The sequence below is a fragment of the Hyphomonas sp. genome (genome assembly GCF_046313975.1).
Lineage (GTDB): Bacteria > Pseudomonadota > Alphaproteobacteria > Caulobacterales > Hyphomonadaceae > Hyphomonas.
The window spans coordinates 1-24,851 of record NZ_JBKBXB010000033.1; the positions used below are offsets into that span (position 1 = coordinate 1).

At 64.5% G+C, this 24,851-nt stretch carries 19 protein-coding genes; 9 read left to right on the top strand and 10 right to left on the bottom strand.

Annotated features, from left to right (window positions below; genetic code table 11):
* A partial coding sequence (locus ACK4TE_RS11775) for a D-alanine--D-alanine ligase (protein WP_409911713.1) occupies positions 1–798 on the bottom strand: 798 nt, incomplete at its 3' end.
* A 261-nt stretch (positions 799–1,059) separates the two neighbouring features.
* Here ACK4TE_RS11775 and ACK4TE_RS11780 point away from each other — a divergent pair.
* Complete coding sequence (locus tag ACK4TE_RS11780; RefSeq protein WP_409911714.1) at positions 1,060–3,114, top strand: TonB-dependent receptor plug domain-containing protein; 2,055 nt, start codon at positions 1,060–1,062, stop codon at positions 3,112–3,114.
* Here the strand turns inward: ACK4TE_RS11780 and murB are convergent.
* Positions 3,111–4,043, bottom strand: coding sequence for a UDP-N-acetylmuramate dehydrogenase (murB, locus tag ACK4TE_RS11785; RefSeq protein ID WP_409911715.1), 933 nt, complete (start codon positions 4,041–4,043; stop codon positions 3,111–3,113). The two genes, ACK4TE_RS11780 and murB, sit on opposite strands and share 4 nt — an antisense overlap.
* A gap of 45 nt (positions 4,044–4,088) precedes the next feature.
* Positions 4,089–4,649, bottom strand: coding sequence for a hypothetical protein (locus tag ACK4TE_RS11790; protein WP_409911716.1), 561 nt, complete (start codon positions 4,647–4,649; stop codon positions 4,089–4,091).
* Positions 4,650–4,867: 218 nt separating this feature from the next.
* Between ACK4TE_RS11790 and ACK4TE_RS11795 the strand changes: the two genes are divergently transcribed.
* A complete protein-coding gene (locus tag ACK4TE_RS11795) occupies positions 4,868–7,312 on the top strand; it encodes a PAS-domain containing protein (protein ID WP_409911717.1) in 2,445 nt (814 codons plus the stop codon).
* 23 nt (positions 7,313–7,335) lie between these two features.
* Here the strand turns inward: ACK4TE_RS11795 and ACK4TE_RS11800 are convergent, their stop codons facing one another.
* Together ACK4TE_RS11800 and ACK4TE_RS11805 are read right to left on the bottom strand one after the other, a co-directional pair.
* A complete protein-coding gene (locus ACK4TE_RS11800; protein WP_409911718.1) occupies positions 7,336–8,640 on the bottom strand; it encodes a dicarboxylate/amino acid:cation symporter in 1,305 nt (434 codons plus the stop codon).
* Between the two features lie 104 nt (positions 8,641–8,744).
* Positions 8,745–10,985: a hypothetical protein gene (locus ACK4TE_RS11805; protein ID WP_409911719.1), complete on the bottom strand. Its 2,241-nt coding sequence runs from the start codon at positions 10,983–10,985 to the stop codon at positions 8,745–8,747.
* A 119-nt stretch (positions 10,986–11,104) separates the two neighbouring features.
* Between ACK4TE_RS11805 and hrpB the strand changes: the two genes are divergently transcribed.
* Together hrpB and dacB are read left to right on the top strand one after the other, a co-directional pair.
* The gene (gene hrpB, locus ACK4TE_RS11810) at positions 11,105–13,549 is read left to right on the top strand and encodes an ATP-dependent helicase HrpB (protein WP_409911720.1); all 2,445 of its coding nucleotides are present in this window, start codon (positions 11,105–11,107) and stop codon (positions 13,547–13,549) included.
* A 17-nt stretch (positions 13,550–13,566) separates the two neighbouring features.
* On the top strand, positions 13,567–15,018 hold the full coding sequence (gene dacB / locus ACK4TE_RS11815) for a D-alanyl-D-alanine carboxypeptidase/D-alanyl-D-alanine-endopeptidase (RefSeq protein ID WP_409911721.1): 1,452 nt from the start codon (positions 13,567–13,569) through the stop codon (positions 15,016–15,018).
* Between the two features lie 9 nt (positions 15,019–15,027).
* On the opposite strand, the gene ACK4TE_RS11820 is transcribed toward dacB, so the two are convergent.
* The 4 genes from ACK4TE_RS11820 to ACK4TE_RS11835 form a co-directional block, all read right to left on the bottom strand.
* Positions 15,028–15,459, bottom strand: a complete 432-nt coding sequence (locus tag ACK4TE_RS11820) for a hypothetical protein (RefSeq protein WP_409911722.1) — start codon at positions 15,457–15,459, stop codon at positions 15,028–15,030.
* A 61-nt stretch (positions 15,460–15,520) separates the two neighbouring features.
* A complete protein-coding gene (locus tag ACK4TE_RS11825) occupies positions 15,521–16,168 on the bottom strand; it encodes a pseudouridine synthase (protein WP_409911723.1) in 648 nt (215 codons plus the stop codon).
* Entirely contained in the window at positions 16,165–17,586 is a 1,422-nt protein-coding gene (locus ACK4TE_RS11830) for a sensor histidine kinase (protein WP_409911724.1), read from the bottom strand. Before ACK4TE_RS11830 ends, ACK4TE_RS11825 begins: the two co-directional genes overlap by 4 nt.
* A 53-nt stretch (positions 17,587–17,639) precedes the next feature.
* Positions 17,640–18,815 carry a serine hydrolase domain-containing protein gene (locus ACK4TE_RS11835; RefSeq protein WP_409911725.1) on the bottom strand — a complete coding sequence of 392 codons (1,176 nt, stop codon included), beginning with the start codon at positions 18,813–18,815 and terminating at the stop codon, positions 17,640–17,642.
* A 196-nt stretch (positions 18,816–19,011) separates the two neighbouring features.
* On the opposite strand from ACK4TE_RS11835, the gene rpmH reads away from it, so the two are divergent.
* The 4 genes from rpmH to yihA are packed head-to-tail and all read left to right on the top strand — an operon-like array spanning position 19,012 to position 22,093.
* Positions 19,012–19,146, top strand: coding sequence for a 50S ribosomal protein L34 (rpmH, locus tag ACK4TE_RS11840; protein WP_409911726.1), 135 nt, complete (start codon positions 19,012–19,014; stop codon positions 19,144–19,146).
* A 48-nt stretch (positions 19,147–19,194) separates the two neighbouring features.
* Positions 19,195–19,563, top strand: a complete 369-nt coding sequence (rnpA, locus tag ACK4TE_RS11845) for a ribonuclease P protein component (protein ID WP_409911727.1) — start codon at positions 19,195–19,197, stop codon at positions 19,561–19,563.
* A gap of 60 nt (positions 19,564–19,623) precedes the next feature.
* A complete protein-coding gene (gene yidC / locus ACK4TE_RS11850; protein ID WP_409911728.1) occupies positions 19,624–21,450 on the top strand; it encodes a membrane protein insertase YidC in 1,827 nt (608 codons plus the stop codon).
* A gap of 4 nt (positions 21,451–21,454) precedes the next feature.
* The gene (gene yihA, locus ACK4TE_RS11855) at positions 21,455–22,093 is read left to right on the top strand and encodes a ribosome biogenesis GTP-binding protein YihA/YsxC (protein WP_409911729.1); all 639 of its coding nucleotides are present in this window, start codon (positions 21,455–21,457) and stop codon (positions 22,091–22,093) included.
* On the opposite strand, the gene ACK4TE_RS11860 is transcribed toward yihA, so the two are convergent.
* Complete coding sequence (locus ACK4TE_RS11860) at positions 22,090–24,246, bottom strand: penicillin acylase family protein (RefSeq protein WP_409911730.1); 2,157 nt, start codon at positions 24,244–24,246, stop codon at positions 22,090–22,092. The genes yihA and ACK4TE_RS11860 overlap by 4 nt on opposite strands.
* A gap of 121 nt (positions 24,247–24,367) precedes the next feature.
* Between ACK4TE_RS11860 and ACK4TE_RS11865 the strand changes: the two genes are divergently transcribed.
* The gene (locus ACK4TE_RS11865) at positions 24,368–24,829 is read left to right on the top strand and encodes a GNAT family N-acetyltransferase (protein ID WP_409911731.1); all 462 of its coding nucleotides are present in this window, start codon (positions 24,368–24,370) and stop codon (positions 24,827–24,829) included.
* Positions 24,830–24,851 lie beyond the last annotated feature (22 nt).

Sequence of the window (24,851 nt, forward strand, 5' to 3'; positions counted from 1 at the left end):
GGTGTTTGTCTCGAGGATCACGAGCCGGTCCTTCTTTTCGTCATAGCGGAAGTCAGAACGTGTCGCCCCGCGGCATCCCAGAGCCCGGTGCGCTGTGAGGGACGCGTCGAGCGCCGCCTTGGTCACATGCGCGGGCAGATCCGCCGGGATCACATGTTGTGAGCCGCCAGCCGCGTATTTTGCATCGAAATCGTAATAGTCTCTTAAGGTCGTGATCTCGGTGACGGCGAGCGCGCGGTCGCCGAGCACGGCGACGGTGAGTTCGCGGCCGGGGATGTATTCCTCCGCCATCAGATAATCGCCGTAGCGCCAGTTCGGGCCTGTGAGTTCCTGCGGCGGCGAATTGCTGCCCTCGCGCACGATCAGGACGCCGAAAGACGAACCTTCATTGACCGGCTTGATGACATAGGGCGGTTTCAGCGCATGCGCGGCGGCAGCTTCGGCACGGGTGACGCGCTTGTCTCCGGCGACATCGAGACCCGCAGAACGGTAGACGGCCTTCGATTTGAGCTTGTCCATCGCGAGGGCAGAGGCGAGCACGCCGGAATGGGAATAGGGGATGCCCATGATTTCCAGGAGGCCCTGCACGCAGCCATCCTCCCCCCAGGGGCCATGCAGGCCGTTGAGCACGACATCGGGTGTCGCTTCGGCGAGCTGGCGGGCGAGTTCGCGGGTTGCATCGATCTCGGTGACATCGTAGCCGGCCTTGCGCGCGGCTTCGGCCATCTGGCGTCCGGAGGACAGCGATACCGGCCGCTCCGAGGACCAACCGCCATAAATCACAGCCACCCGTTTCATCATCAATCCTCCTGAGGCGCGTTCTGTCCGCCCGGCCTCCGTGATGGCGCGGTGCGGTGAATACGATCTTAAAAGGCTGTGCGCGGCAGCTGTCTGGCGGGATTAAGGAGCATTACGGAAATATCATCTGAGGTGCGAAAGAAAGGGGGTTGACTACAGCCATAGTCATTATCGATAAGCGACAAATCCATTTTGAAAAACGGTAAATCTTCTGGCGCGAGCCACCGAGACTACCAGAACAAGAATTCGGAGGAGTCGCCTATGCCGTTTCGTTCCCTGCTGCTGGGAAGCCTTGCTGTTGCTGCACTTGCAGGACCGGCCATCGCCCAGGAGGCGACGCCTGCCTCCGCCGCCGACCGCAACGTTTTCCAGCCGGCCGATTTCAGCCAGTACGCGCCTGTGACCGCGCTCGACATGGTGCGCCGGGTGCCGGGATTTGCGATCCTCAGCGATGACAGCGGCCAGCGCGGCTTTGGCCAGGCGCGGGGCAATGTGCTGATCAACGGCCAGCGGGTTTCGGCAAAGTCGAACGGTGCGGAGGCCGCGCTCGGGCGGATCGCGGCGGCGCGGGTTGTGCGCATTGAAGTGCTGGAAGGAAGCCAGCTCGAGATTCCGGGCCTCTCCGGCAAGGTCGTCAATGTCGTGACGGACGGGGTTGGCACGGTGGATGGCAGCTGGCGCTGGAAGATGCGCGTCCGCGAGGACCTGCCACCCTCGTTTGACGAGTTCAATGTCAGCCTGTCGGGCGCGAAGGACGCAACGAGCTGGACGCTGGAAGCGAGCGGCAATCCGGGGCGGGGCGCGGATGCGGGCTGGCGCAATATCTGGGACGGCACCGGAACGCTGATCGAACGGCGCGACGAGGATTTCACCTCGATCCAGGACAATGTCTCTGTGTCGGGTTCGCTGTCGTGGAAACCGCCGAGCGGCGTGATCGCGAACCTCAATGCCAAGGGACAGATATATGAAGGGAATCAGAAGCAGATTTCCAAGACTTTCCCTGTCGGCGGTGTGGAGGGGCGGCGTTTCTTCACCAGCTCGGAAGATGAGTGGAACGGCGAACTGGGCGGCGACTATGAGTTTGGCGCAGGTCCCGGGCGGTTGAAGCTGATCGGTCTCGCGCGGTATGAGCATAGTCCGTACACCGATGTGTTCCGTTCCGGAAATCTCGATGGCACGGGAAGGTTCGACCAGGTTTTTCTGCAGACGGTGGACGAGGGCGAATACATCCTGCGCACCGAGTATGCGATGTCGACCAAGCCGGGCGTGGACTGGCAGGTTTCAGCTGAAGGCGCGTTCAACACGCTGGAAGCGGAGACGGACCTTTTCGAGGCCATCGGCGGCGGGCCGCTGGTGGAAATCCCGCTCGGCCTATCCAATTCGCGCGTGGAAGAACGCCGCGGTGAAGTGATCTTCACGCATGGCCGCAAGCTCTCGCCGAAACTCAACCTGCAGATATCGGCAGGCGCGGAATATTCCGAACTGTCGCAGACCGGCGACGCCGAGAACAAGCGCGAATTCACGCGCCCGAAAGGGCAGGCGACGCTTTCCTGGCAACAGAGTGACATGCTGAAACTCGTCGGCAAGGTCGAGCGCCGCGTTGGCCAGTTGAACTTCTTCGACTTCATCTCGTCGGTGAACCTCGATCAGGGCAGCGGTGTGGATGGCAATCCGGAAATCGTGCCCAACCAGTCATGGCGGCTTAACCTGGAAGCGCAGAAGGACTTCAAGGACTGGGGTGCATCGACGGTTCGGCTGATCTTTGTCGAACTGGAAGACGTGATCGACCAGGTGCCGATCGGCACAGGCGCTGGGCCTGGGAATATCGACAGTGGCAAGCTGTTTGCGCTGGAGACAAACTCCACGATGAAACTCAGCAAGCTGGGTTTTGCCGGCGCGGAGCTGACGTTCAATGGCCGCTACTTCGATACGGAAGTCGATGACCCGGTGACCGGCCAGCGCCGCTCGATCAATGCGCACCTCATCTATGATTACAATCTTGAACTCCGTCAGGATGTTCCGAACACGGACTGGGCCTGGGGCCTGATCGTCGAAGGCTTCAAGCAGGAGCCGCAATACCGGATCTCCGAAGTGATGCTGCGCGAGAATGAGCCGGCATTCTCCTTCGCCTATGTCGAGCACAAGGACGTGGCCGGCATGACGGCAAGGGTGGCGTTCGGCAACCTGTTCGACCAGCGCGACAAATTCTGGCGCCAGCAATATGCGCCGGACCGTTCGGGCACGCTGGTGCGCTCGGAAGACTACAGCCGCGGCTTCGGCCCGATCTTTACCTTCGAGCTGAAGGGGAAGTTCTAGACCGTCTGTATACGGCCGATCCTGCGGACTTCCCAGCGCAGGGAGACACCGGACGTGTCGAGTACGCGGGCGCGGACAAGCTCGCCGAGCGCTTCGAGGTCGGCAGCGGTGGCTTCGCCGGTATTGATCAGGAAGTTGCAATGCATCGGCGAGACCTGCGCGCCGCCGACTTTCAGGCCGCGGCAGCCAGCCGCGTCGATCAGCTTCCAGGCGGAGCGCTGGTCGGGCGTGCCCGGCGGGTCCGGATTTGCAAAGGTGGAGCCCGAGGTTTTCTCGCGGATCGGCTGGGTCTCCGCCCGGCGCGATTGCAGCGTTTCGATCTCGGCGGCGATGGCAGCGGGGTCACCGTTGCCGGTCGCCTGCAGCACAAGGCGGGTGACCAGGAAATCGTCCGGCAGGTCGGTGTGGCGGTAGGTGAAGTGGACGGGCGTGTGGCCGTCGCCATAGGTGCGTCGTTCGCCTGCGCGGGTGAAGCCTTCGAGGCGGACGAGCACGTCTTTCAGTTCGCGGCCATAGCAGCCGGCATTGGTGCGTGTGGCGCCGCCGAGCGAGCCGGGGATGCCGGAGAGGAACTCGAGGCCAGTGAGGCCATGCTTTGCGGCGGCCCTGGCGACGGCAAGGTCCAGCGCGCCGGAGTCGGCGGTGAGTTCGGTCTCGCCGGTCCTGGTGATCTCGCCCCATTGCCGGCCCATCAGGCGGATGGCGACGCCTTCGATGCCGCCATCGCGCACGATCAGGTTCGAGCCGACGCCGAGGATGGTGACGGGGATCGCGGGATCGAGCGCTTTCAGGAAGGCCTCGAGATCATCCTCGTCTTCCGGCAGGAACAGCGCATCGGCCGGCCCGCCGACGCGGAACCAAGTGTAGGGCGCCAGCGGGGCGTTCGCAATCAGCTTGCCGCGGGCGGGCGGAAGGGTGGGGAGGGTCATGGCAGCCAGCGGGTCGCCTGACAGCGGGCCTGTGTCAAGCCGGGCTCAGCCCGCGCGGAACCGGGAGCCGCCCTGCTGAGGCGGGCCGCCCATGAAGCGCCGGTCGCCGCGCTCGGCTTTCGGCTCGGGCGCCGAGAGTCTCGCGATATCGATCGAGGCGTCCGCGTCCTGATAGTTGCCGGCGAGTTGGTTGATGACAGCGGCAAACTCCTCGAACGTGACAATACGGTCGAGATTCGGGTCGAAGCGGACCGGGTTGGCCAGAGTATCATCGCGGGTCGGCAGGCTTTCGGCCCAGTCGATCTGTTCGAGGGCGGAGAGCTGGCCATCCTTGTTGACGTCGGCTGCCGTGTAGGCGGCGCGGATGCCGTCCTTGAGCTCGAGGGCCGACACCTTGCCGTCGCCGTTGGTATCGAAGCTGGCGAACAGGCCGCCGCCGGGCACCAGCCGTTCCAGCTTCAGCTCCGCGGGCAGTCCATCGGGTTTGACGAGGCCCTGGCCGGGCAGGCGCACGATGTCGTCCCCGTCGCCTTCGGCCTGGGCGGCGGCCGGAAGGGCGGCCAGAAGCAGGGCGGACAGGATTAGGGACGGAAGGGGGGAACGCATCAAGCGGGGACTCCACGGGCTTCAGAAAGGTTACCCTAGGCGGGTGTGGCGTTTTTGCAACAGGCGGATGCAGCCCTAAAGGAGCGGCACGGGCAAGCCTGACAGGCCGTGAATTAACCCTGCCTTAACGCTCTCGGAGCCATTCGTTAACCAGTATAAACTGACCCCGAGTCGCGGCCGGAATGGCTGTGTCATGCCTGTCGGAAAGGCGAACCCGGATGAACGCTGATCAAGTCCCCACCCTGATGGCCGTCGGCACGGCGATGCTGGCGCTGGGCGCGCTGCTCTGGGCGCTGCGGGTTTCAGACGGGGCGAGGGGCGCGGCAAAGCGCTACCGCGACCTTGCCGGGGAACGGGAAACCGAAAACGCCGCGCTGAAATCGATTCTCGGCGCGCATCCGGGCGTGGTGCTGGTCTGGCAGGGCGACGCGCTGGAAGTGGAAGGCGACGAGATCACCCCGCCGGAAGTGTTCGGCTCTTCCGTGGCGCTGGCGGGCCTTCTGAGTTTCACGGACGCGGCGATCTCAGAAAACCCGACCGTGCGGATCGTGGAAGGCATTGCCGATCTCGAGGCGCGCGATTCGACAGGGCAGGACACGACGCTACGCATCCGCCTGCGCGAGTTGCGCGATCAGGGCAATCCGTTCTCGCTGACGATCATCGGACCATCGGGCCGTTTCCTTGAAGCGGACGGACGCACAGCGGGCGCGCGCGCGGTGGTGTGGGTCACCGATTCGACCATCAAGGGGCTTGAGGAAAGCTCCGCACGCGGAAAGTTCGAAGAGGCGCGCCAGGTGATCGCGCGCGATCCGACAGCCTTCCTCGACATGCTGCGCAAGGCGCCGTTCCCGGCCTGGCGCGTGTCAGGCATGGGGCGGCTGCAATGGGCGAACCCTGCCTACCTTGCCGCGGTGGATGTCTCGAGCCTCGACCGCTTGCTGGAAGAGCAGACCATGCTCGATCAGGCGATTGCCGAACAGGCGCGCAAGACGATTTCGGACGGCCAGGAACATGACGAGACGCGCACCGTGTCGATCCGCAATGAGCGCCGGGCGATGCGTGTACTGACTTTCCCGTTGTCGGGCGGGGCCGGGGCGATGGCCTTTGACGTGACCGCGCAGGAGAATGCGCGCGAGGAGCTGAACCGCCATGTCCGCGCCCATGACGAGACGCTGAACCATGTGGCCGATGCGGTGGCGATTTTCTCGGCGGATCGCCGGCTGAGCTTCTACAACAAGGCATTCCGCGACATGTGGGACCTGGAAGAGGCTTTCCTGCTGGAACGCCCCAATCACGGCCAGCTGCTCGACAGGCTGCGCGAGCGCCGCAAGCTGCCGGGCCGGCCGAACTATGCCGAATGGCGCGCCGAGGAGATCGCCTATTACATTGATCTCGACGGCGTGAAGGAAGACAAGTGGGCGCTGCCGGATGGCCGCACGCTGTCCGTGACGCGCCAGCGCCATCCGATGGGCGGACTGTTGCTGCTGTTCAAGGACATCACCGACCACCTCGCCCTGCAGACGAAATTCAATGCGCTGATCAAGACGCAGCGTTCGACGCTGGACAATCTGCACGAAGCTGTCGCCGTGTTCGGAAGTGATGGCCGGCTGCGGCTGCACAACCGCGCGTTCGAGCGCGTCTGGGAACTTCCGGCTGATCTCCTGAAGGACACGCCGGACTATGACGATATCGTCGAGGCCTGTGTGCCGATGTTCCACAAGCGCGAAGTGTGGGATGCGATCAAGGTGCACATCACCGACCCGTCCGCCGCTGCGCGGCAGGCGACTGCAGGCGAGATGTACCGGTCCGATGCCACGCTGCTGACCTATCTGACCAACCCGCTGCCGGACGGCAACACGCTGATTGCCTTTGCCGATGTGACCGCAACGCGCCGCGTGGAATCGGCCCTGCGCGACCGCGCGGAAGCCTTCGAGGCCGCAGACCGGCTGAAGACCGAATTCGTGCGCAATGTCAGCTACCAGCTGCGTTCGCCGCTGACCACGATCTTCGGCTATGCAGAGCTTCTGGAGACCCAGCGCAATGGTCCGCTCACGGAGCGTCAGACCGACCATGTTCGCGCAATCCTGTCGGCATCCGATCACCTGAACAAGCTGATCGAGAACATTCTCGACCTCGCCCTGATCGAGGCCGGCCGTATGGATCTCGATCTCGACACGGTCCTGCTCGACGACCTGATCGCCGAAGGTATCGAGATGGTCGTGTCGAAGGCGGAGGATACCGAAGTGTCCGTCCGCGCCGACATCATCGGCAAGCTGGGCACGATCCGCGCCGATGCGCGGCGCATCAAGCAGGTGCTTTTCAACCTGGTGTCCAATTCCCTGCGATTCACGGAGCCGGGCGGGGAAGTCGTGGTTTCGGCGCAGCGCGCGGGCGATATGGTGATGCTCAGTGTGCGGGACAATGGCGTCGGGCTCGATGCCGAGAAGCGGGCGACGAGCTTCGACAGTTTCGTTTCCGGCGACCAGCGCGGTGCGGGCCTCGGCCTCGCTCTGGTTAAGCATTTCATCCACCTGCATGGTGGACAGGTCGGCATGAAGCCGGTCGATGGCGGCGGGCTGGAAGTCACCTGCTGGCTGCCGGCGAAGGTGGCCGCAGGGGCGCCGCTGCCGGCGCCGCAACTGGGCGAGGCGGCGCCGCACTGAACGCGGCACGCGCCTGCTTTTCTTCAGAACCGGTCTGAAGCCCGGTAGACCTCCTCGTCGATCTCGCCTTCCCACTTGCCGATCAAGGTCGCAGCAGCGGCATCGCCCGTGATGTTGGTCACGGTGCGCGCCATATCGAGGATCCGGTCGAACGGGAAGAGTACGGCGATGATCAGCACGATCTGTTCGTTCGATACGCCAATGGCGGACAATGTGTTCGCCGCGAGGAAGAGGCTGACGCCCGGTATGCCGGCCGTACCGATGGCGACCAGCGTCGCCAGGATCATGATCATCACATAGTCGCCAAGGCCGAGCTGAAGCCCGAGCGCCTGCACGGCGAAGAGTGCGATCAGGCCCTGATAGGCCGCCGTGCCGTTCATGTTGACCGTTGCGCCAAGCGCCAGGACGCCGCCGGCCACGGATTTCTTCACGCCGAGGTTCTGCGTGACGCAGGTGATGGTGACAGGCAGGGTCGCGCTGGAGGAGGAGGTCGAGAAAGCGACGGCAATCGCGTCGGCCATGCCCCGGAAAAAGGGAAGGATTGGGAGTCTTGCCAAAAGGCCGACAAGCACCAGTCCGAACACGAAGAAGATCTGCACGGCGCTGGTCAGGTAGAGCGCCGCGGTCATCTTGCCGAGCGAGATCAGAACGGTGAGACCCTGATCCGCCATCACCCAGGTCATCAGGGCGAATACGCCGAACGGCGCCGTTTCCATCACGAACATCGTCACTTTCAGGATGGCTTCGGCAGCGCTGGAAATGGCATCGCCCACCGGTTTGCCGGCGTCTCCGGCGAGGAGGATGCCGACGCCGAAGATCAGGGCAAAGAAGATGATGGGCAGAACGTCGCCCTTCGCCATCGATTCCACCGGGTTGATCGGAATGATAGCCAGCAGCCGGTCGACGAGGGACGGGGCGGCGCCGACACTTTCGAGCCGCTCGCCGTAGGCCGCGGCGTCTGCGGCGGATACGCTCGAGAGATCGAACCCGGCGCCGGGCTGGAACAGCGTGCCCATGCCAAGGCCGATGCCGACCGCGACCAGGGTGGTCAGGAAGAAGATGCCCAGCGTCATGACACCGAGACGGCCCAGCCGGCTGGGATCGCCCATGGCCAGCACCCCGGCAACCAGCGTGGTGAAGATCAGCGGCACAACCAGCATCCGGATCAGCCGGATGAAGGCATCGCCCCAGGGCTTGAACCAGACGGTGGTGATCTCTCGCGCCGCTTCGGGACTGATCGCGTATCTCAGGGCAAGGCCGAGCGCGAGACCGAGCACAAGGCCCAGCATCACCCGCTTCCAGAGATCGATCGCAAACCAGCCCTTCATGCCGCTTCTCCGCATCAGCTTCCACAGGGGCCGGACCCTAGGGGGCGGGGGCAAGTATGGCAACCGGCGAGAGCGATTGAGGGCAGTGGTAAGGCGCGGCGCTATTACTCAGAGAGCTGCCGGATCAGCCTGTTGATCAGATCCGCCAATTGGCCGGAAGATGTGGCGGCCGCCTTCGACAGGTTTGAGATTATGCTTGCATCCATGATGGCAGCATGCCCGGCTTGTCCGGTTTTGCGGATGGCCTCCATTGCATCCAGCATGCGGCGGGTTGCCCGTTCCCGGGCAAATATCTGAACATCCTGGCTCGGGCCGTGAACGATGCCGGAGAGATACTCCAGAACTTTCTGCGGCGAGGCTGCGGCGGCGAGACGGTCGATCAGCATTTCCTTGAGATCGCGGATACCGGACCGGGCACGCAAAGCTGTCAGCACGTCCTTGAGGTCCTCGGCATCGATCAGCCGATCCTCGCGTCCCGGCGTTCCCTCCGGCAGTTCCCGCGCGTAGGTGTCTTCCTCAACCGCGCGCTGGAAGGCCAGCAGGATTTCCCTTCCGCTCGCACCGGCATTTGCGAGGTTGCGAACATCGTTGATTGCGGGCTCAAGCCGGAACCGGCCCTGATCCGTGGACAGCGCCTCGATGAAGCTGCGCACATCGGCGCTTGTCGAGGTCGAATGCAGCACTTGCAGGCGCGGAATATTGTAGTGCCGGAAATCCACAAGGTCGGGGCTGCGCAGCAGCGATACCTTGAAGCTTCCGTCAGCCTGCCGGCATTGCCGGATTGCCTTGGCAAGCTCCCGGTTTTCGACAAACCGGTCGAGACGGTCGATGTTCCGATCGGCATAGAGCCGCTTCTGGCTACGGTTCCGGGCGCTGATCGAAAAGGCCTGGAGCAGGGCGGCGATCAGGACGAGGTCAACCATGATCCGTGCCAGGAAAACCGCGTGGCGGGACGGCGCGCTGTCCATCGATATGGCTAGGCCGTTGGAATTCACACCATAGATTTCTGCCCAGTCGACAATCGGAACAGCCTTGGCAAGTTCAACCCCGAAGAAGGCCATCCAGTCCAGGAAGCCTGGCGATCCTGTCACATTGAACAGTTGAGACTCAAACATCCCGACGTGCAGCTGCTTCATGGCCATCGGCGCCAGCGCGAAGATGAAAATGAAACCGAGCAGGGTCTCGTCGCGGTAGTCTTCCCGAAAGCCGATCTTGTACGGCGCTCGCTCGCTGTGACCTGTCATTGCCGCGAGCGACCGGTCTTCTTCAACCCAGCTCCAGAGACGTGAGACCGAAACCGCAAGCAGGAACGCCATGCCAAGCGGCACGAGACCCCAAGGAGCAGGCAGGAACCAGCCCATGACGGCAAGGTTTCCAAGCAAGGCGCAAAGAACGAAATACCGCCCGGTCCAAGTCCGGTGGTACATTCCCACGACTCCGGCGCCGATATACACGAGCGCGGAATCGACGCTGCCATAGAACGCGGCGAGTCCGGCGGCGGGCCGGGACAAACCATTCAGCATACGGGACAGGCGCGTCACGATGGGCCAATCCTGAATGTGATCCGAGATCACCACCGCTGCAAACAGCGCGGCGACGCAGCCGCAAAGCGCAAGTCCGAATGTGCGGGAAAGGTTCAGAGATTCGTTGCCAGTGCCTGAGGCCTCCGCACTCAGCCCGGCTCCTGCCCAGATGGCCAGCCCGCCGATAATCAGCACGACGAAGGTTGCGGTCAGCGCGCTCGCAGCTTCTGTTGCACGCGCGGCAGCGACTATATGGGCAACATCTTCGCCGGCTTCGTCACGGTTCGCATGCTGGCGGCGCTCGAGCATCTGCGCTTGCTGGAATCTTGCGAAGTTCGACGCGTTCCAGATCAGCGGCAAAAAGGCGAGAGTGAGCAGGCTCATGAACAGGGGCAGCTTGCTCTGAGACGCGGCCGTCTCCTGCAGGGGTGGGCCCGAATATCCGGTGATCGTGCCGGCAGCGACGGCCCAGCCTGCCAATGCAGCCAGGATGATGATACTCATGATCGGCAGCCGCAAGCGCGGCCCCCGGGCCATGTTGTCTGAAGGATCAAGCAGAAGAAGCAAGACGGGCGCCCAGAACAGAAGGGTCGCGATAAGCGCGGTTTCACGCACCCAGTCTGTTTCCAGAACCGGAAGGACAAACTCGTTGATGGCAAGCAAACCAGCGAGGCCGACAGCAGCCACGACGGCCCATAAGCTCATCAAGCCATTTCGCGTGCCAAAGAGCCAGGGCGTCAGCTTGGCGCGTTCAGCCCGTGCCGCAGGCAACGCCTTCGCTGTCTCGATTTCACTGCTGCTCGGTCCTGTTCCATCCGCCATGTCAGCCTCCGCCCCGGCGGGACGTTAGTTACGATCCTGCAACGAATCAACCTCGAGGAGTATTTTTATCCGGGTGTTGACGCTTGCCAGTTCGGGGGCAGGCCCTTTATTCCGGGGCCATGCCTGCCGCCATGAATGCCCTGCCGATTGATGATGTGTTTCCGGCGGTGCGGGTGGCGCTGGGGGAGGGCAACCGGCTGGTGCTGGCGGCGCCCCCGGGGGCGGGCAAGACGACGCGGGTGCCACTGGCGCTGGCGGGGCTTGCGGGCAAGCCGGGTGTGATCGACGGGCGTATCCTGATGCTGGAGCCGCGGCGCATTGCGGCGCGCATGGCAGCCGAGCGCATGGCCTCTAGTCTTGGCGAGCGGCTGGGGCAGACGGTCGGCCTGACCACGCGGGTGGACCGGAAAGTGTCTGCGGCGACGCGAATCGAAGTGATCACCGACGGCTTGTTCACGCGCCGCATCCTGAGTGATCCGGAGCTGAAGGGCGTCGGCGCGGTGCTGTTCGACGAGTTTCACGAGCGGCGCCTCAACTCTGATCTCGGGCTTGCACTGGCGCTGGAGGCGCAGGGCGCGCTGCGCGAAGACCTCCGCCTGCTGATCATGTCGGCCACGCTGGATACTGCGGCGGTGGCGCGTGCGGTGAGTGCGCCGGTGATCGAGAGCGAAGGGCGCATGTTCCCGGTGGAGACGCGCTATCTCGGCCGGTCGGAGGACCGGATCGAGGACCGGATGCCGAAAGCCGTGCGTCAGGCGTTGCGGGAAGAGGCGGGCTCGGTGCTGGCTTTCCTGCCGGGCGCGCGGGAAATTCACCGCACGGCAGAGGCGCTCGAAGGACTTGGGCCTGACATAATCATTGCGCCGCTGTTCGGGGCATTGTCGCCTGCGGAGCAGGATGCGGCTGTGTCGCCCGCGCCGCTCGGCAAGCGCAAGGTGGTGCTCGCAACCGACCTTGCCGAGAGCGCGCTCACGATTGAGGGTGTACGGATCGTTATCGATTCCGGCCTGTCGCGTGTCGCGGAAGATGAAGCGGGCGGGCTCGGCACGCGGCTCTCGACCGTGCGGGCATCGCGTGCATCGGTGGACCAGCGACGGGGCCGGGCCGGGCGTACGGCCCCGGGCGTGTGTTACCGGCTGTGGGATGAAGCCGCGACGCGCGGGCTGATGGCTGCGCCGGTGCCGGAAATCCTGTCGTCTGACCTTTCGGGTCTCGTGTTGGCGCTGGCCGAATGGGGCGAGCGTGATCCGGCAAAATTGACCTGGCTCGATCCGCCGCCTGCCGGAAAGTACCGCGCGGCGGAGGCGCAGCTGAAAGCGCTCGGCGCCATTGATGAGGCCGGCGCACTGACGGCGAAGGGACGCGAGATGGCGCGCTTGCCGATGGCGCCGCGTCTCGCCGCGCTGATCGCGGCGGCGCCCGGCGCAGCGGAGAAGGCGCTGGCGGCGGAAGTCGCAGCGCTGGCGGGCGAGCGCGGCATGGGCGGCGATTCGAGTGATCTGCGCGACCGGTTGCAACGTTTCCGCGCTGATGGCAGCCCGCGGGCGCGCAGTCTGAAGGCGCAGGCGGCAAGCTGGGGCGGCGGCGCGGCGCCCGGCGGAAATCTCGCGGCGCTGCTGGCGTTCGCCTGGCCGGATCAGGTGGCGCGCCGGCGGCCGGGTTCGGACGGGGCCTACCTGATGGCCTCCGGCCGGGCGGCTAACCTTCCGACTACGGATAATCTGGCGAAATCTGACTGGCTCGTGGTTGCAGATTTGGGCGGCGCTGCGCGCGAGCCGCGCATCACGCTTGCCCTGCCGCTGACGGAGGCAGAGGCGCTGGCGAGCCAGAAGGTGCTCACAGAAGACCGCGCAACGTTTGATCCGAAGACCGGCAAGTTCGCCGCGCGGCGGGTGAAGGCGCTCGGCGCGATCATCCTGTCCGAAGCGCCCCTGCCAAAGCCTTCAGCGGACGCTGCGGCGGCGGCAATGTTTGCAGCTTTGGAGGCAGGCGGGTTCGCAGCCATTGGCGCGGAGGAAGTGATAGAAGAAACGCTCAGCCGTCTGAGGATATTGGAGCAGGCCGGCCTGATCGAGGCGCCTGTGAGGGAGGCCGCAGAACTAGTTTCAAGCGCTGCGGACTGGCTGCTGCCGCTCCTGCGGCGCAAGGGCGCGGCTGTGCCGGCGCCGCATGAGGTGCGCGACGCGCTGGTGCAGTCGTTTGACTGGCCGATGCAGGAGGCGCTGCGCCATCACGCCCCGCTGACGCTTGACCTGCCCTCCGGCCAGACTGCGCGCGTCGACTGGCTCGACCCGCGGGCGCCGCTTGTGTCGGCTCGGGCGCAGGCTTTCTTCGGTCTCACAGCGCATCCGGCGATCGCGGCGGGACGTGTGCCGGTAACGGTGGAGATGCTGTCGCCGGGCATGAAGCCGGTCGCCACCACGCAGGATCTCGCGCGCTTCTGGGGCGCAGGTTACAAGGACATGGCGAAAGATATGCGCGGGCGCTACCCCAAGCATGACTGGCCGGAGGACCCGGCAAACGCGCGGGCGCATGAAGGCCGCACCAAGAAACGGCTGAGCTAGGAAAAGGCAGGACGCGGATGAAATTGAGGTCAGCCCTTTCTGCCGCCTTGCTGATCGTCGGGCTTCAGGCCTGCGCGACGGCGCCTGCGCCCGAAGCGCCCGCATTGCCGCCGAGCGAAGCAATCGAACGGCAGGTGGAAGGTGTGCGCCTCGGACTGATGGTGGCGACACTGGCCGGCGAAGTGATCGAGGCGGAGCGGGCGCAGGAGCGTTTCATCCCGGCCTCCAACACCAAGATTTTCACGGCGGCAGCAGCCTTTCGCTTCATCCCCTCACTGACGGAACCGGACCTGTCGCTGGGCACCAGCCTGCTTCTCTTGCCGGGCGAGGCAGAAGCGCCGCCATCGCTAGTGCTGCGCGGAGCGGGCGATCCCAAGCTTTCCGACCGGCCAGATTGCCTGACGAACTGCCTCTCCATGCTGGCCGATGCGGTCGCTGCGCGCGGGATTGTGCGGGTGGACAACATCATTGGCGATGCCAGCCTGTTTCCCTTTGAGCCCTACGGCCTTGGCTGGAGCTGGAACAATCTGCCTTTCTACTATGGCGCGCCTGTTTCGGCGCTGACGGTGAATGGCAATTCGCTGGCGCTGCGCGTGTCGCCCGGTGCGGCGGAAGGTGCTGCCGTGCTGGCCGAATGGGCAGCGGGTGATGACCTGATGCCGGTAGTGATCGAGGCGGTGACGGGCGCCGCCGGCAGCGAGAATGGGCTCAGCCTGCTGCGCTGGCCCGGCACTGAAGCGGTGCGCATTTCCGGCAGCCTGCCACTCGGCACGGCGCCGCGAAGTTATTTTCTCAGCGTGAATGAACCCGCCGAGATGGCCGCCCAGCGTCTGAAGCGGCTTCTGGAAGCGCGAGGGGTTATCGTCGAGGGTGGGGTAGTGATCCGTACACGGAGGGATTGGGCGCTGTTGCATGAAGGATTGAAAGAAATCGCCCGCCTCGAAGTGCCGCCGTTGATCGAAGCGGTGAATGATGTTTCCCGCGACAGCGACAATCTCGCTGCTGAGCTCCTGCTGCGGCACATCGCGCGCGCGACCGGCGGCGATGGATCGGAAGACGGGCTCGAGGCCATCAACCAGATGCTCGAAGAGGCTGGCATCGGCCGGGTTGAGGTCGAACTGTTCGACGGCTCGGGCCTCACGCCCTACAACCGCATCACGCCGGCGGCGACGGTGAAGTTCCTCACGTGGGCGGCGGCGCAGCCCTGGGGCGATACCTTCCGCGAAACGCTGCCCATCGGCGGCGAAACAGGTTCACTCGCGCGCCGGTTCCGCGGCACCGCTCTGCAGGGGCGTATCTTTGCGAAGACCGGAACGGTGCAGGGCGTCAACGCGCTCTCCGGCTACATGATCGCGGCGAGCGGCGAAACGCTGGTCTTCTCCGTCATCGCCAATGACCGGCCTGCGGACGCGCCTTCCGTGCTGGCCCTGATCGACCGTATGCTGATTGATATCGCCGCAGCGAACTGAGCCTGTGCTTCAATGCGGCTGGCGGGGCGAGCCGGTGCCCCAGTCCATGCCCATGGATTTCTTCATCCAGTCGGCAAAGGTGGCGGGCTTTTCCAGCGCCTTGGCATCCAGCGAGCCAAACGAAACCAGCGTTCCGTTGACACCCTCAAGGCGCACGCCTTTGATGCGCTGGCCATTGTGGTTGTAATCATAGCTGCCATAACCGGGATCGAGGATCAGCATTACCTGCTGGCCGCCGCGGCCTTCCTCATCGCGTCCGAAGACCAGGCCATAAACTTTTTCGCGACCCCAGAGGCCGTGGCTGGAGGCCTGCCGCTTGCCGTCGAGCAGCACTTCGTCCCAGAGCAGGTTGCGGCGCCATTGCAGCACATGCATGCGGTCGCCGGAGACGATCTTGATATCGACTTCGTGCAAGGCGACACGGACAAGTTCGGCGTGCATGGGGCGCTCCTTCGGCATATCGATATTCAATATATGGAGAGAAGGGGAGCGTCAAGCCCGTTCAGAAAGGGCAGGGTGAGTGAAGCTCCAGCTTCTCGCCGGTGAGCGGATGGCAGAAAGAGAGTGCGGCGGCATGCAGGCAGAGGCGCGGGGCAGCGGCCCGGGCTTCGGGGTGGGCGTAGAATTCATCGCCAAGGATGGGATGGCCGATCGCGGCGAGGTGGACGCGCAGCTGGTGTGAGCGGCCGGTCAGCGGAGTCAGCGCCAGGCGCGCCGTTGATCCGGAGGCGGACACTGTCTCGTAGAGCGTCCGGCTCGGTTTGCCGGTCTCGGGGTCGACCTTCTGCAGAGGCCGGTTCGGCCAGTCGGTGATCAGCGGCAGGTCAATCTCGCCGAAGGGCGGGGACGGCGCGCCCCAGACATCGGCGATGTAGCGCTTCGCTACGTCTCCGCGCTCGAACAGGCCGGAGAGTGCGCGCTGCATCTCCTTGCCGCGCGCGAAGAGGAGGAGGCCGCTGGTCGCCATGTCGAGGCGGTGAACGGTCAGGGCGTCCGAGTAGTTCTGCTGCGCGCGAGAGACAGCGCAATCGGCCTTGTCTTCGCCTCGTCCGGGTACGGAGAGAAGACCGGACGGCTTGTCGACCACAATCAGGGCGTCGTCGGCATGCAGGATGGCCAGCCGTTCGAGAGGCGGAGCGTAAGCGCTCACGCGGTGAGGCCCGGCAGGGCGAGGCGGAAGGCGGTGCCCTGCTCGCCGGTTTCCAGGAGCGACAGGTTTCCGCCCAGAGCATGGGCGAGCTCATGCGCGATCACGAGCCCAAGGCCCGTGCCATTCATGCGCCCGGTGCCAGCGAACGGACGGAACAGGTTTTCCTGCGCCTTTTCCGGCAGGCCGGGGCCATTGTCACGGAAAATGAGCGCCCCGGCGGCCAGCGTCACGCTGATCTGGGGATCCGGACGGCCGGATTGCCCCAATGCTTCGGCGGCATTGCGTAGGAGATTTGCGGCGATGCGGTGGAGGTGTTCGGGGTCGGTGTCGATCCGCAGGGAGTCCGGGATGGCAAGCGGAACCAGCGCCCCGCTGCCGTTCAGGGCTTCGTCAGCGGCCTCGGCGATGACATTCCGCAGGCTGACGGTCTGGATCCTGGGGGCGCGCGGCGCGGCCTTGCCATAGTCCAGCGTCGCGGTGGCGAGTTCGATGGCGCGCTCAAGTGCGCGTTCAAGGCGCGGCGCGGCGCGTGTCACGCGGGGATCTTCAGATTTCGCAAGCACGTCTGAAACCAGCTGCGCGGAGGCAAGCGAATTGCGCAGATCGTGGTTGATCTTGGCGACCGCGCTGCCCAGTTCGGCGAGGTGCGCTTTCTGACGGAAGGCGTCGGCAACCACTTCTTCCATCCCCGCGAGCGCATTCTGCGCGCGGCCGATCTCGTCGCGGCGAGGCGTGGGCGACAGCCGGCGCGTCCAGCTGCCGGGGTCCCGGCTGAACTGCTCGACACTCACCGTCACCCGCTTCATCGGGCGTACGACCAGCACGTCCAGCACGGCATAGATCAGCACGGCGGCGACAAGGCCAATGATCAGGGACAGGCCGGTCACCCGCCATGCGAACGCGACCAGCGTGGCTTTCAGCGGGGCCTGCGGGACGACGAATTCGATCACCCGCGTTTCGTCCGCGCCTTCGGCGGTGACGACCAGGATTTCACCAGGGGGCGCAAAATACTCCGACAGGGCCGCCATGGAGCGGCTCATCATGCCGGAGCCGCGAAGGTCGATGCTGCGCACTGGGCCTTCGATTGGCCGGGCAGGGGCAAGCAGCTGGAAGCGCATGTCGTCTTCGGTTTCGGCCACCGCAAGGAGTTCGGCCTTCATCAGCAGGCTCTCGGCGAGTTCGTCTGACACTTCGCGCATCGGGGCCGCTTCGAGGGCGAGCGAGGCAATCCGGGCGGCGGAGGCGCGCTCTTCCAGCCATTGCATGCGCTGGCCGCTGGCCGACGGGATGAAGATCAGGAATTCGGTAACCAGGATCGCCGCCAGTGTCAGGGCGAAGAGGCGTGCCGACAGGCTCTCCGTCAGGCGTGTTGCGCCCGGCAGTCGCTTCAGGAAAGAGGAGAGGGGGCGGGCAATCACGTCCGAGATGTAGGCGATAAGCGTCGCAAGGGAAACGGGGCGGACTCCGGGGATTACTTCGCCGCGCCGGCGCCGCTGCTGTCGATCCGCATCCAGTCCTGGGGCGGCAGGCCGTAGATCATGTCCATGACTTCCAGCTCAATGCCCACCGGGGCGCGCGCATTGGAGTTCCACAGCGCGACCACACCGGAATCGAGTTCCGGATCAAACAGCATCAGGGAGCGATAGCCCTCCACCGCGCCGCGATGGCCCACGACACGGCTGCCAGTGACGTCATACTTGTAGGACCGCCAGCCGAGGGCGTAGCGGGCATCCTTCATCCGGCCCCCAAAATGGGCGCTGAGCCGCGACTGTTCGCGGGGCGTGTAGACGCGGGGCGTATGCAGGGCCTCCAGCGTCTCGGGCGCCAGCACATCGGGCGCAAGGCCCATCTGCGCGCGCGCAAACTGCGCGAGGTCTAGGATGGAGCCGTTCACCCCCCCGGCCGCGGGCACCTTGTAGTAAGGCTCCTTCACGGTCTGGCGGACGGGGCGGGCCGCGTCCTTCTTCTTCTCATAAGGCTTGGCCCAGGAGGCGGAATTGATCAGCCCGGCGCGGCCGGTGCTAGCAGTGCCCATGCCCAGCGGCCTGAACAGCGTCGTCTCGACAGAAGCGCCATAGGAAGCGCCGGTAGCGGCTTCGATGATCTCGGTGACGGCATCAAAGGCGACATTCTGATACGAATGGCACTCGCGGATCGGGCAGACAACCTTCAGCCCCGCGAGCCGCCCGCGGATATCAACGGGGTCGCGGCCATCTTCCAGCAGCGTGTCATAGGCGTTCGCGACAACGCCGACCCGGTGCGCAAGCAGATCTTCCAGGGTCGCCTTCTCTTCGCCCTTGCCGGGAAGACGCAGGCTGGTTTTGAAAGTTATCAGGGCATCGTCCAGGGCAAAACGGCCCTCAGTTGCCAGCTTGGCGGTCAGGCTGCTGGCCACACCCTTCGACAGCGAGGCCCAGCGGAATACGGTGTCCTTGGTTACCGGGCTTTCGCCATAGGCCGTCACACCATAACCGCGTGCAAAGGTGATCTCGCCGCCTTCGATGACTGCGACAGCGAGGCCGACCATGTCGTCTTCCCGCGACAGCTGGCTGAGGCGCTGGTCGAGCCGGTCATAGTCCAGGGTCTGCGGCAGGGCAGGGCCGGCCATAACGCCGGCAAGGATCAGAAGGAACCCGATAATCCGCACCTGAAACCCCTTCCGGCTGATTTGAATTGCAGCAGGATAAGGGCGTGTGTGCCATCAAAGTGTAAACCCGGCACCTGCAGGCCTGCTGCAATCTGTCTGCAAAGGCAGCGCGGAATCCCGCAGGCCCCGCTTGACCTCGCCCCGCCCGGCCTGTATTGGCCGCGGTTTCCAGATTCCAAGCCGTCAGGGCAGACCGATGAAACGCACATTCCAGCCGAGCAACCTCCGCCGCAAGCGCACGCATGGTTTCCGTGAGCGCATGGCCACGAAAAACGGCCGCAAGGTGCTGGCCCGCCGCCGCGCCAAGGGCCGCAAGCGCCTGACCGCCTAGGACAGGCTGCAGGTCCCTTTGCCGGGCCTGCCTGCCGGGAGGCCGCCGATGACCGGCCCGGATATTCCCAGACTTCCCGAAACGCGCCGCCTCAAGAAGCGGCGCGAATTCACATTTGTGCGCGACGGCGTGACCGAACGGCGCAAATCCCTGGTGGTGCAGGCCCGGGCCCGGCCCGGCGAGGCGGCCGGCGGGCATATCGGGGAGGGGTTTACCGCGACAAAGAAGGTCGGCGGGGCTGTCCAGCGCAACCGCGCCAAGCGCCGCCTGCGGGAAGCCTCCCGCCGCCTGCTCGCCTCACACGGGCGCCCCGGATGGGACTATGTGTTCATTGCAAGGGAAGCAACGCTCGACGTGGGCTGGTCCCGGTTGCTTGACGATATGGAAAGCGCACTGTTAAGCCTCGCGCGCATCTGAGGCCCCGGGGCGGCCGGCTTCCGGTTGCCTCCCTCCAAACCCCACCGGCGGAACTCCCCTATGGAAAAAGAAGAACAGCGCAACTTCCTGCTCGCGATGGCGGCGATGATTGTGTTCGTCTTCCTCTATCAGTTCTTCGTCATGGAGCCTGCGCAGAAACGCTATCAGGCCCAGCAGGCCGCTGTAGCGGCGCAGAAGCAGGTGGAAGAAATCAATACCGCCGCCGGCATCCAGACCGGGCCGAAACCGCTGCCGGAAGCCCTCGCTGCCTCTGCGCGCGTGACGATTGATGCGCCCTCCGTCGATGGCTCGCTGCGCCTTGCCGGCGCGCGCCTCGATGATCTCAGCCTGCGCAACTATTACGTCACGGTCGAGAAGACCCAGGAGATCCGCCTGCTTCGCCCCGAAGAAGGCGAGTTCGGCTTTTTCTCGACGTACTACTGGGCCGACGGTAACACGCTGGTCGCTGGCCGTAACTCGGACTGGAAGCTGGTCGACGGCACCGCGCTGACGCCCGCAAGCCCGGTCACGCTCCGCCTCGAGGCAGACGGCGTCACGATCGACCGCGTCGTTTCGATTGACGAGAACTTCCTCTTCACTTTCACCGACACGCTGACCAACACGTCCGGCACCGCAAAATCGCTGCGCCCGATCGGTTCGGTCGAGCGGTATGGTCAGTTCAAGGCCTTCCTTGATGCGACCGAGCCGGGTGTCTCTCGCGAGCTGAACGGACTTGCGCATATGGGGCTCATGGGTGTCACCGAAGGAACGCTCCGCCTGCAGAAATATAAGCCGATGGTCGAAGCGAAAAAGGCCAAGGGCGAATCGAAGGAAGGGGACTTTCCCTCTTCGAAAGGCGGCTGGTGGGGCCTCAGTGACAAGTACTGGATGGCGGCGCTCGTGCCCGCGCAGGACGCAGCCTTCACCGCGCGCGTGAACAAGGCCAACTTCACCCGCAACGGCCCCATCGAAATCCGCACCGAAGGCAGCGCCTATGAAGTCGCGCCCGGTGCCAGCGTCACGGTCGAGAACCGCATCTTCGCCGGCGCCAAGAAATTCGACCTGCTGCGCGCCTACCAGGAACAGAAGAACATTCCGCAGCTCGTCGATGCCATCGACTGGGGCTGGGCTTTTTTCCTGACCAAGCCGTTCTTCTATGTGCTGCACTGGCTGCACGGCCATCTCGGCGCCTTCGGCTGGGCAATCCTGGCCTTCACGGTTCTCGTCAAGCTGCCGCTCGTGCCGCTCTACAATGTCAGCTTCAAATCGATGGCGAAGCTGAAGAAGCTTCAGGAGCCGATGAAGGAGATCAACGAACGCTTCGCGGCTGATCCCCAGCGCAAGCAGCAGGAGATCATGAAGCTTTACAAGGAGACCGGCGCCAACCCCATTGGCGGTTGCCTGCCGATCCTGGCGACGATCCCGATCTTCTACGCGCTCTACAAGACGCTCTACGTCACCCTCGACATGCGCCACGAGCCCTTCTGGTACATGAAGGATCTCTCGGCGCCCGATCCGACCGCCATCGGCAACCTCTTCGGCCTCCTCGGCTTCTGGGACGCGGCCGATATCAAGGCGATTCCGGTGCTTGGCATCATCATCGGCATCGGCATCCTGCCGCTGCTCTACGGCGCGACGATGGCGGTGCTGCAGTCGCTGTCGCCGCCGCCCCCGGACAAGATGCAGGCGCGCATCATCATGGCGCTGCCCATCGTGTTCATGTTCGTGTTCGGAGGATTTGCTGCTGGTCTTGTGCTCTACTGGGTCTGGTCGAACGTGCTGACCTTCATCCAGCAATACATCATCATGCGGATGAACGGCGCAGAGACGGAAGTCGGCAAGTTCGTTGCCGGCCTTCTCGGACGGCGCAAGGCGCCGGCGGACTGATCCCTTGGAACGGCCTTCCTATCCGGACGATCAGATCGAAGCGGGCCGGGTGCTGTTCTCCGGCCCGGCGGAATTCCGGCTGGGCGTGGCCAGCCTCTCCGGTCTGCCGCCTGCTGACCGGACCGAGGTCTGCTTCGCCGGACGCTCCAATGTCGGCAAGTCGAGCCTGATCAATGCGCTCACGGGCCGTGCCAAGCTCGCGCGCTCCTCCGCCGAGCCGGGGCGCACGCGCGAACTCAACTATTTCGACATCGGCGAGGGGCGCCTCTATCTCGTCGACATGCCGGGCTTCGGCTATGCGCAGGTCTCGAAAACACAGGTTGCCGCATGGACCAAGCTGATCAAGTCCTACCTGCGCGGCCGCCCGAGCCTGCGCCGCGTCTTCCTTCTGGTCGATGCGCGCCGCGGCCTGATGGACACGGATGAAGAGACGATGGACCTGCTGGACGGCGCCGCCGTGCCCTATCAGCTTGTCCTCACCAAAGTCGACAAGGTGCCGAAACCCGAAGTCGAGGCAACCGCGCTAGCCGTTGCCGCCAAGCTCAAGAAGCGCGGCGCCGCGCACCCCGTGGTGTTGCAGACATCCGCTGAAAAAGGCTGGGGCATCCCGGAGCTGCGCGCCGAAATCGTCGCACTGCTCTAGTCCTTACCCGGACGGTATCGCCGCGCCGCCTCCGCCTCCACATCGGCTCTTGTAAGCAGCGCTGTGCGCCAGTCCTCCGCCGCAAACAGCGGCGCCTGATCGGCATAATGCGGTGAGGTTTCATCCAGAACCGCGCTGCCGTATGGGCTGATTACGCGCGCCGTCTGATTGCCCTCGGCGTCCCATTCCACGAGTGCGATCCAGGTATCACCCGCCGACATGTGCAGCTCGCCATCGTCGCGGATTGCCTTCGGATAGACCGCGCGCAGAGTGTCCGGTCCGCCGCTGATCGGCAGGCTGACAGTGCCGCGCACAAGTCGGTTCACCTCGCCCCATTCGGGATCGATCCGTCCGTGATGTGCCTTCAGCCAGGCAACCGCTTCGCGGAACGCCGTCTCAGGCGGGGGCGCCTTGATCCCGGAATATTTCTCGGTGATCGCGCGCGTCGTTGTCATGCCGCCGAGTGCTGCCGTGCGGCTGGATGCATCTGTGCCATAGTCCCAGCTTGCGAGCAGCGCGGCGGCTTCCGCCATCTCCGGCTCTGCAGACCAGTCCATTGCAAGTACCGCCTTCACCACGGCGTCGGCTTCCGAGCCGCTCGCATACTTGTTGTCGAACTTGATGGCGAGCAGGCGGGCGGCGTCGATGGGATCGATATCGCCCGTCAGCTCCATGATCCTTAGCGCCCGGTTCGTCTGGTTCGTCTGCAATCCCATCGATTGCGGAAAATCCTCCGCCTTCAGATTATCCGGCCCGTCCGTGGCAGAATAGGGCGTGTTGTTGGCATTATAGATCAAGCCTGATGCCGGGTTCACCAGCTTCGGCACCTCATCCCACGACCGGTATCCCTGCCAGATGATATCTGAACGGTCGCCGGGCAGGTCGCCGGACCAATCCCAGGCATTATCGCGATCCGGATATTGCGCATTGTGGATGAAGGCGATGTTGCCCGCCTTGTCGGCATAGACATAGTTGATCGAGGGCAGGGCGTTCATGGCCATCGCGCCCATGAACTGATCAATATTCCCGGACTTGTTCAGCCGGTAATACTGCTCCAGCTGGCGCACTTCGCCCATGCCCGCATAGCGAATGGCATAGGTGCCGGTCGGGCCTTCAATCACAGGTCCGTGCACGGATCGCTTTACCGCCCGCTTCGCCGGAAAGGCAAACGGCCCCAGCAGCTTCACCTTGATCTGCGCATGGCTGACATCAAAGTCCGCCCATGCCCCGTCCAGCCAATACTGGTTCTTGTTCTTCGGATTGATCGTCAGCACGAATGTATCGGTCAGGTCCTGCGCGCTCACCGTGTTGGCCCAGCCGAGATGCCTGTTGAACCCGTGCAGGATCACCGGCGTTCCGGGAAATAGCCCGCCCGTGATGTCCAGCCCCTCGCCGGACGTCATCTGCGCTTCATACCAGGCCACAGGACCGGTCAGCGGCTGGTGCGAGTTGATGACGAGGCGCGTGACGCCGTCGCCTGAGCGGGCCGGCGTCACCGCAAACGCGTTCGAGCCCCGCTCGCTCGCCGGTCGCGGGCCGAGCAGGAAAGCTTTCTTCGGTCCCGCCGGATCAAGCGCAATGGATTGTGTGTAATCCTCGCCGAATAGCTGCAGAAGGGTGCCATCGAGCCCGAAGAAGAACGGCGTCTTGAAGATGAACCCGGCGACGACATCCTCCGGCGTGAACGGCGCAAGACCCGCCCAGGTCTTGTCCGGATGCTCTGACGCATAAAGGTTCAGCCCCGCCACATAGCCTTCGGCAATCGCCTTCACGTCTGCCGGAACATCGGCCTCATAGCGTGCCTCGACCGTTTCCCAAACACCGAGCAGGGAAGCGATATAGTCGACGGCCGCCGCATCCTTGCCGCGATAGTGCGCCAGCACGCCGCGCGTTGCCGCCACCGTTTCCTGGATCGTTTCAAAATCGTCCTCGGCATGCGCATAGGCGAGGCCAAACGCGGCATCGGCATCGCGCGCACCATAGACATGCGGCACGCCGTAGGAGTCGCGGATGATCTCGGCGTCATAGTTCGCCGCGGCCGCCGCCAGCTGCGCGGCCGGCACATGCCCGCCCACCGGGTGCCACAGCCATACGCCTGCGCCAAGAACGGCCAGCAGAACAATCCCGCCAATCCCCGCCAGTATCCGCTTCATCCTCAGCCCCCGTGATCGCTTTTGCGGCAAGCCTAGCGGCTCATCCCGCGCTTGTCGCGGGCTGCTTGAACCCGGTCTGAGCCTCGTCTAGCCATTTGCCAGCACTGCACGGAACACTCTGATGCCCGAGATACGCCCCGACGACCTGACCAGCGCCGAGATGGAGGACTTGATCGCGATCCATGCGCGTACCATGCTGGCTGCCTCGCCGCCGGAGAGCTGCCACTTCCTCCCGATCGAGGGGCTGCGCGATCCCACGGTCTCGGTCTGGAGCATGTGGGAGGAAGGACGCCTGATCGGCTGCGGCGCCCTGAAAGACCTCGGCGACGGCACCGGCGAGATCAAATCCATGCACACCCGCGAGGCGCTGCGGGGCAGGGGTCTTGGCCGGGTGATGCTGGAATTCATCCTCGGCGAGGCGCGCCGGCGCGGCTACACCGCCCTCTGGCTGGAGACAGGCTCGATGGACGCCTTCATTCCGGCCCGCCGCCTCTACGAGGCCTATGGTTTCACCTATTGCGGCCCCTTTGGCGACTATGTGGACGACCCCAACAGCACCTTCATGACCCTGAAGCTCGCCTGACTCTTCCATTGCGCCAGCCGGG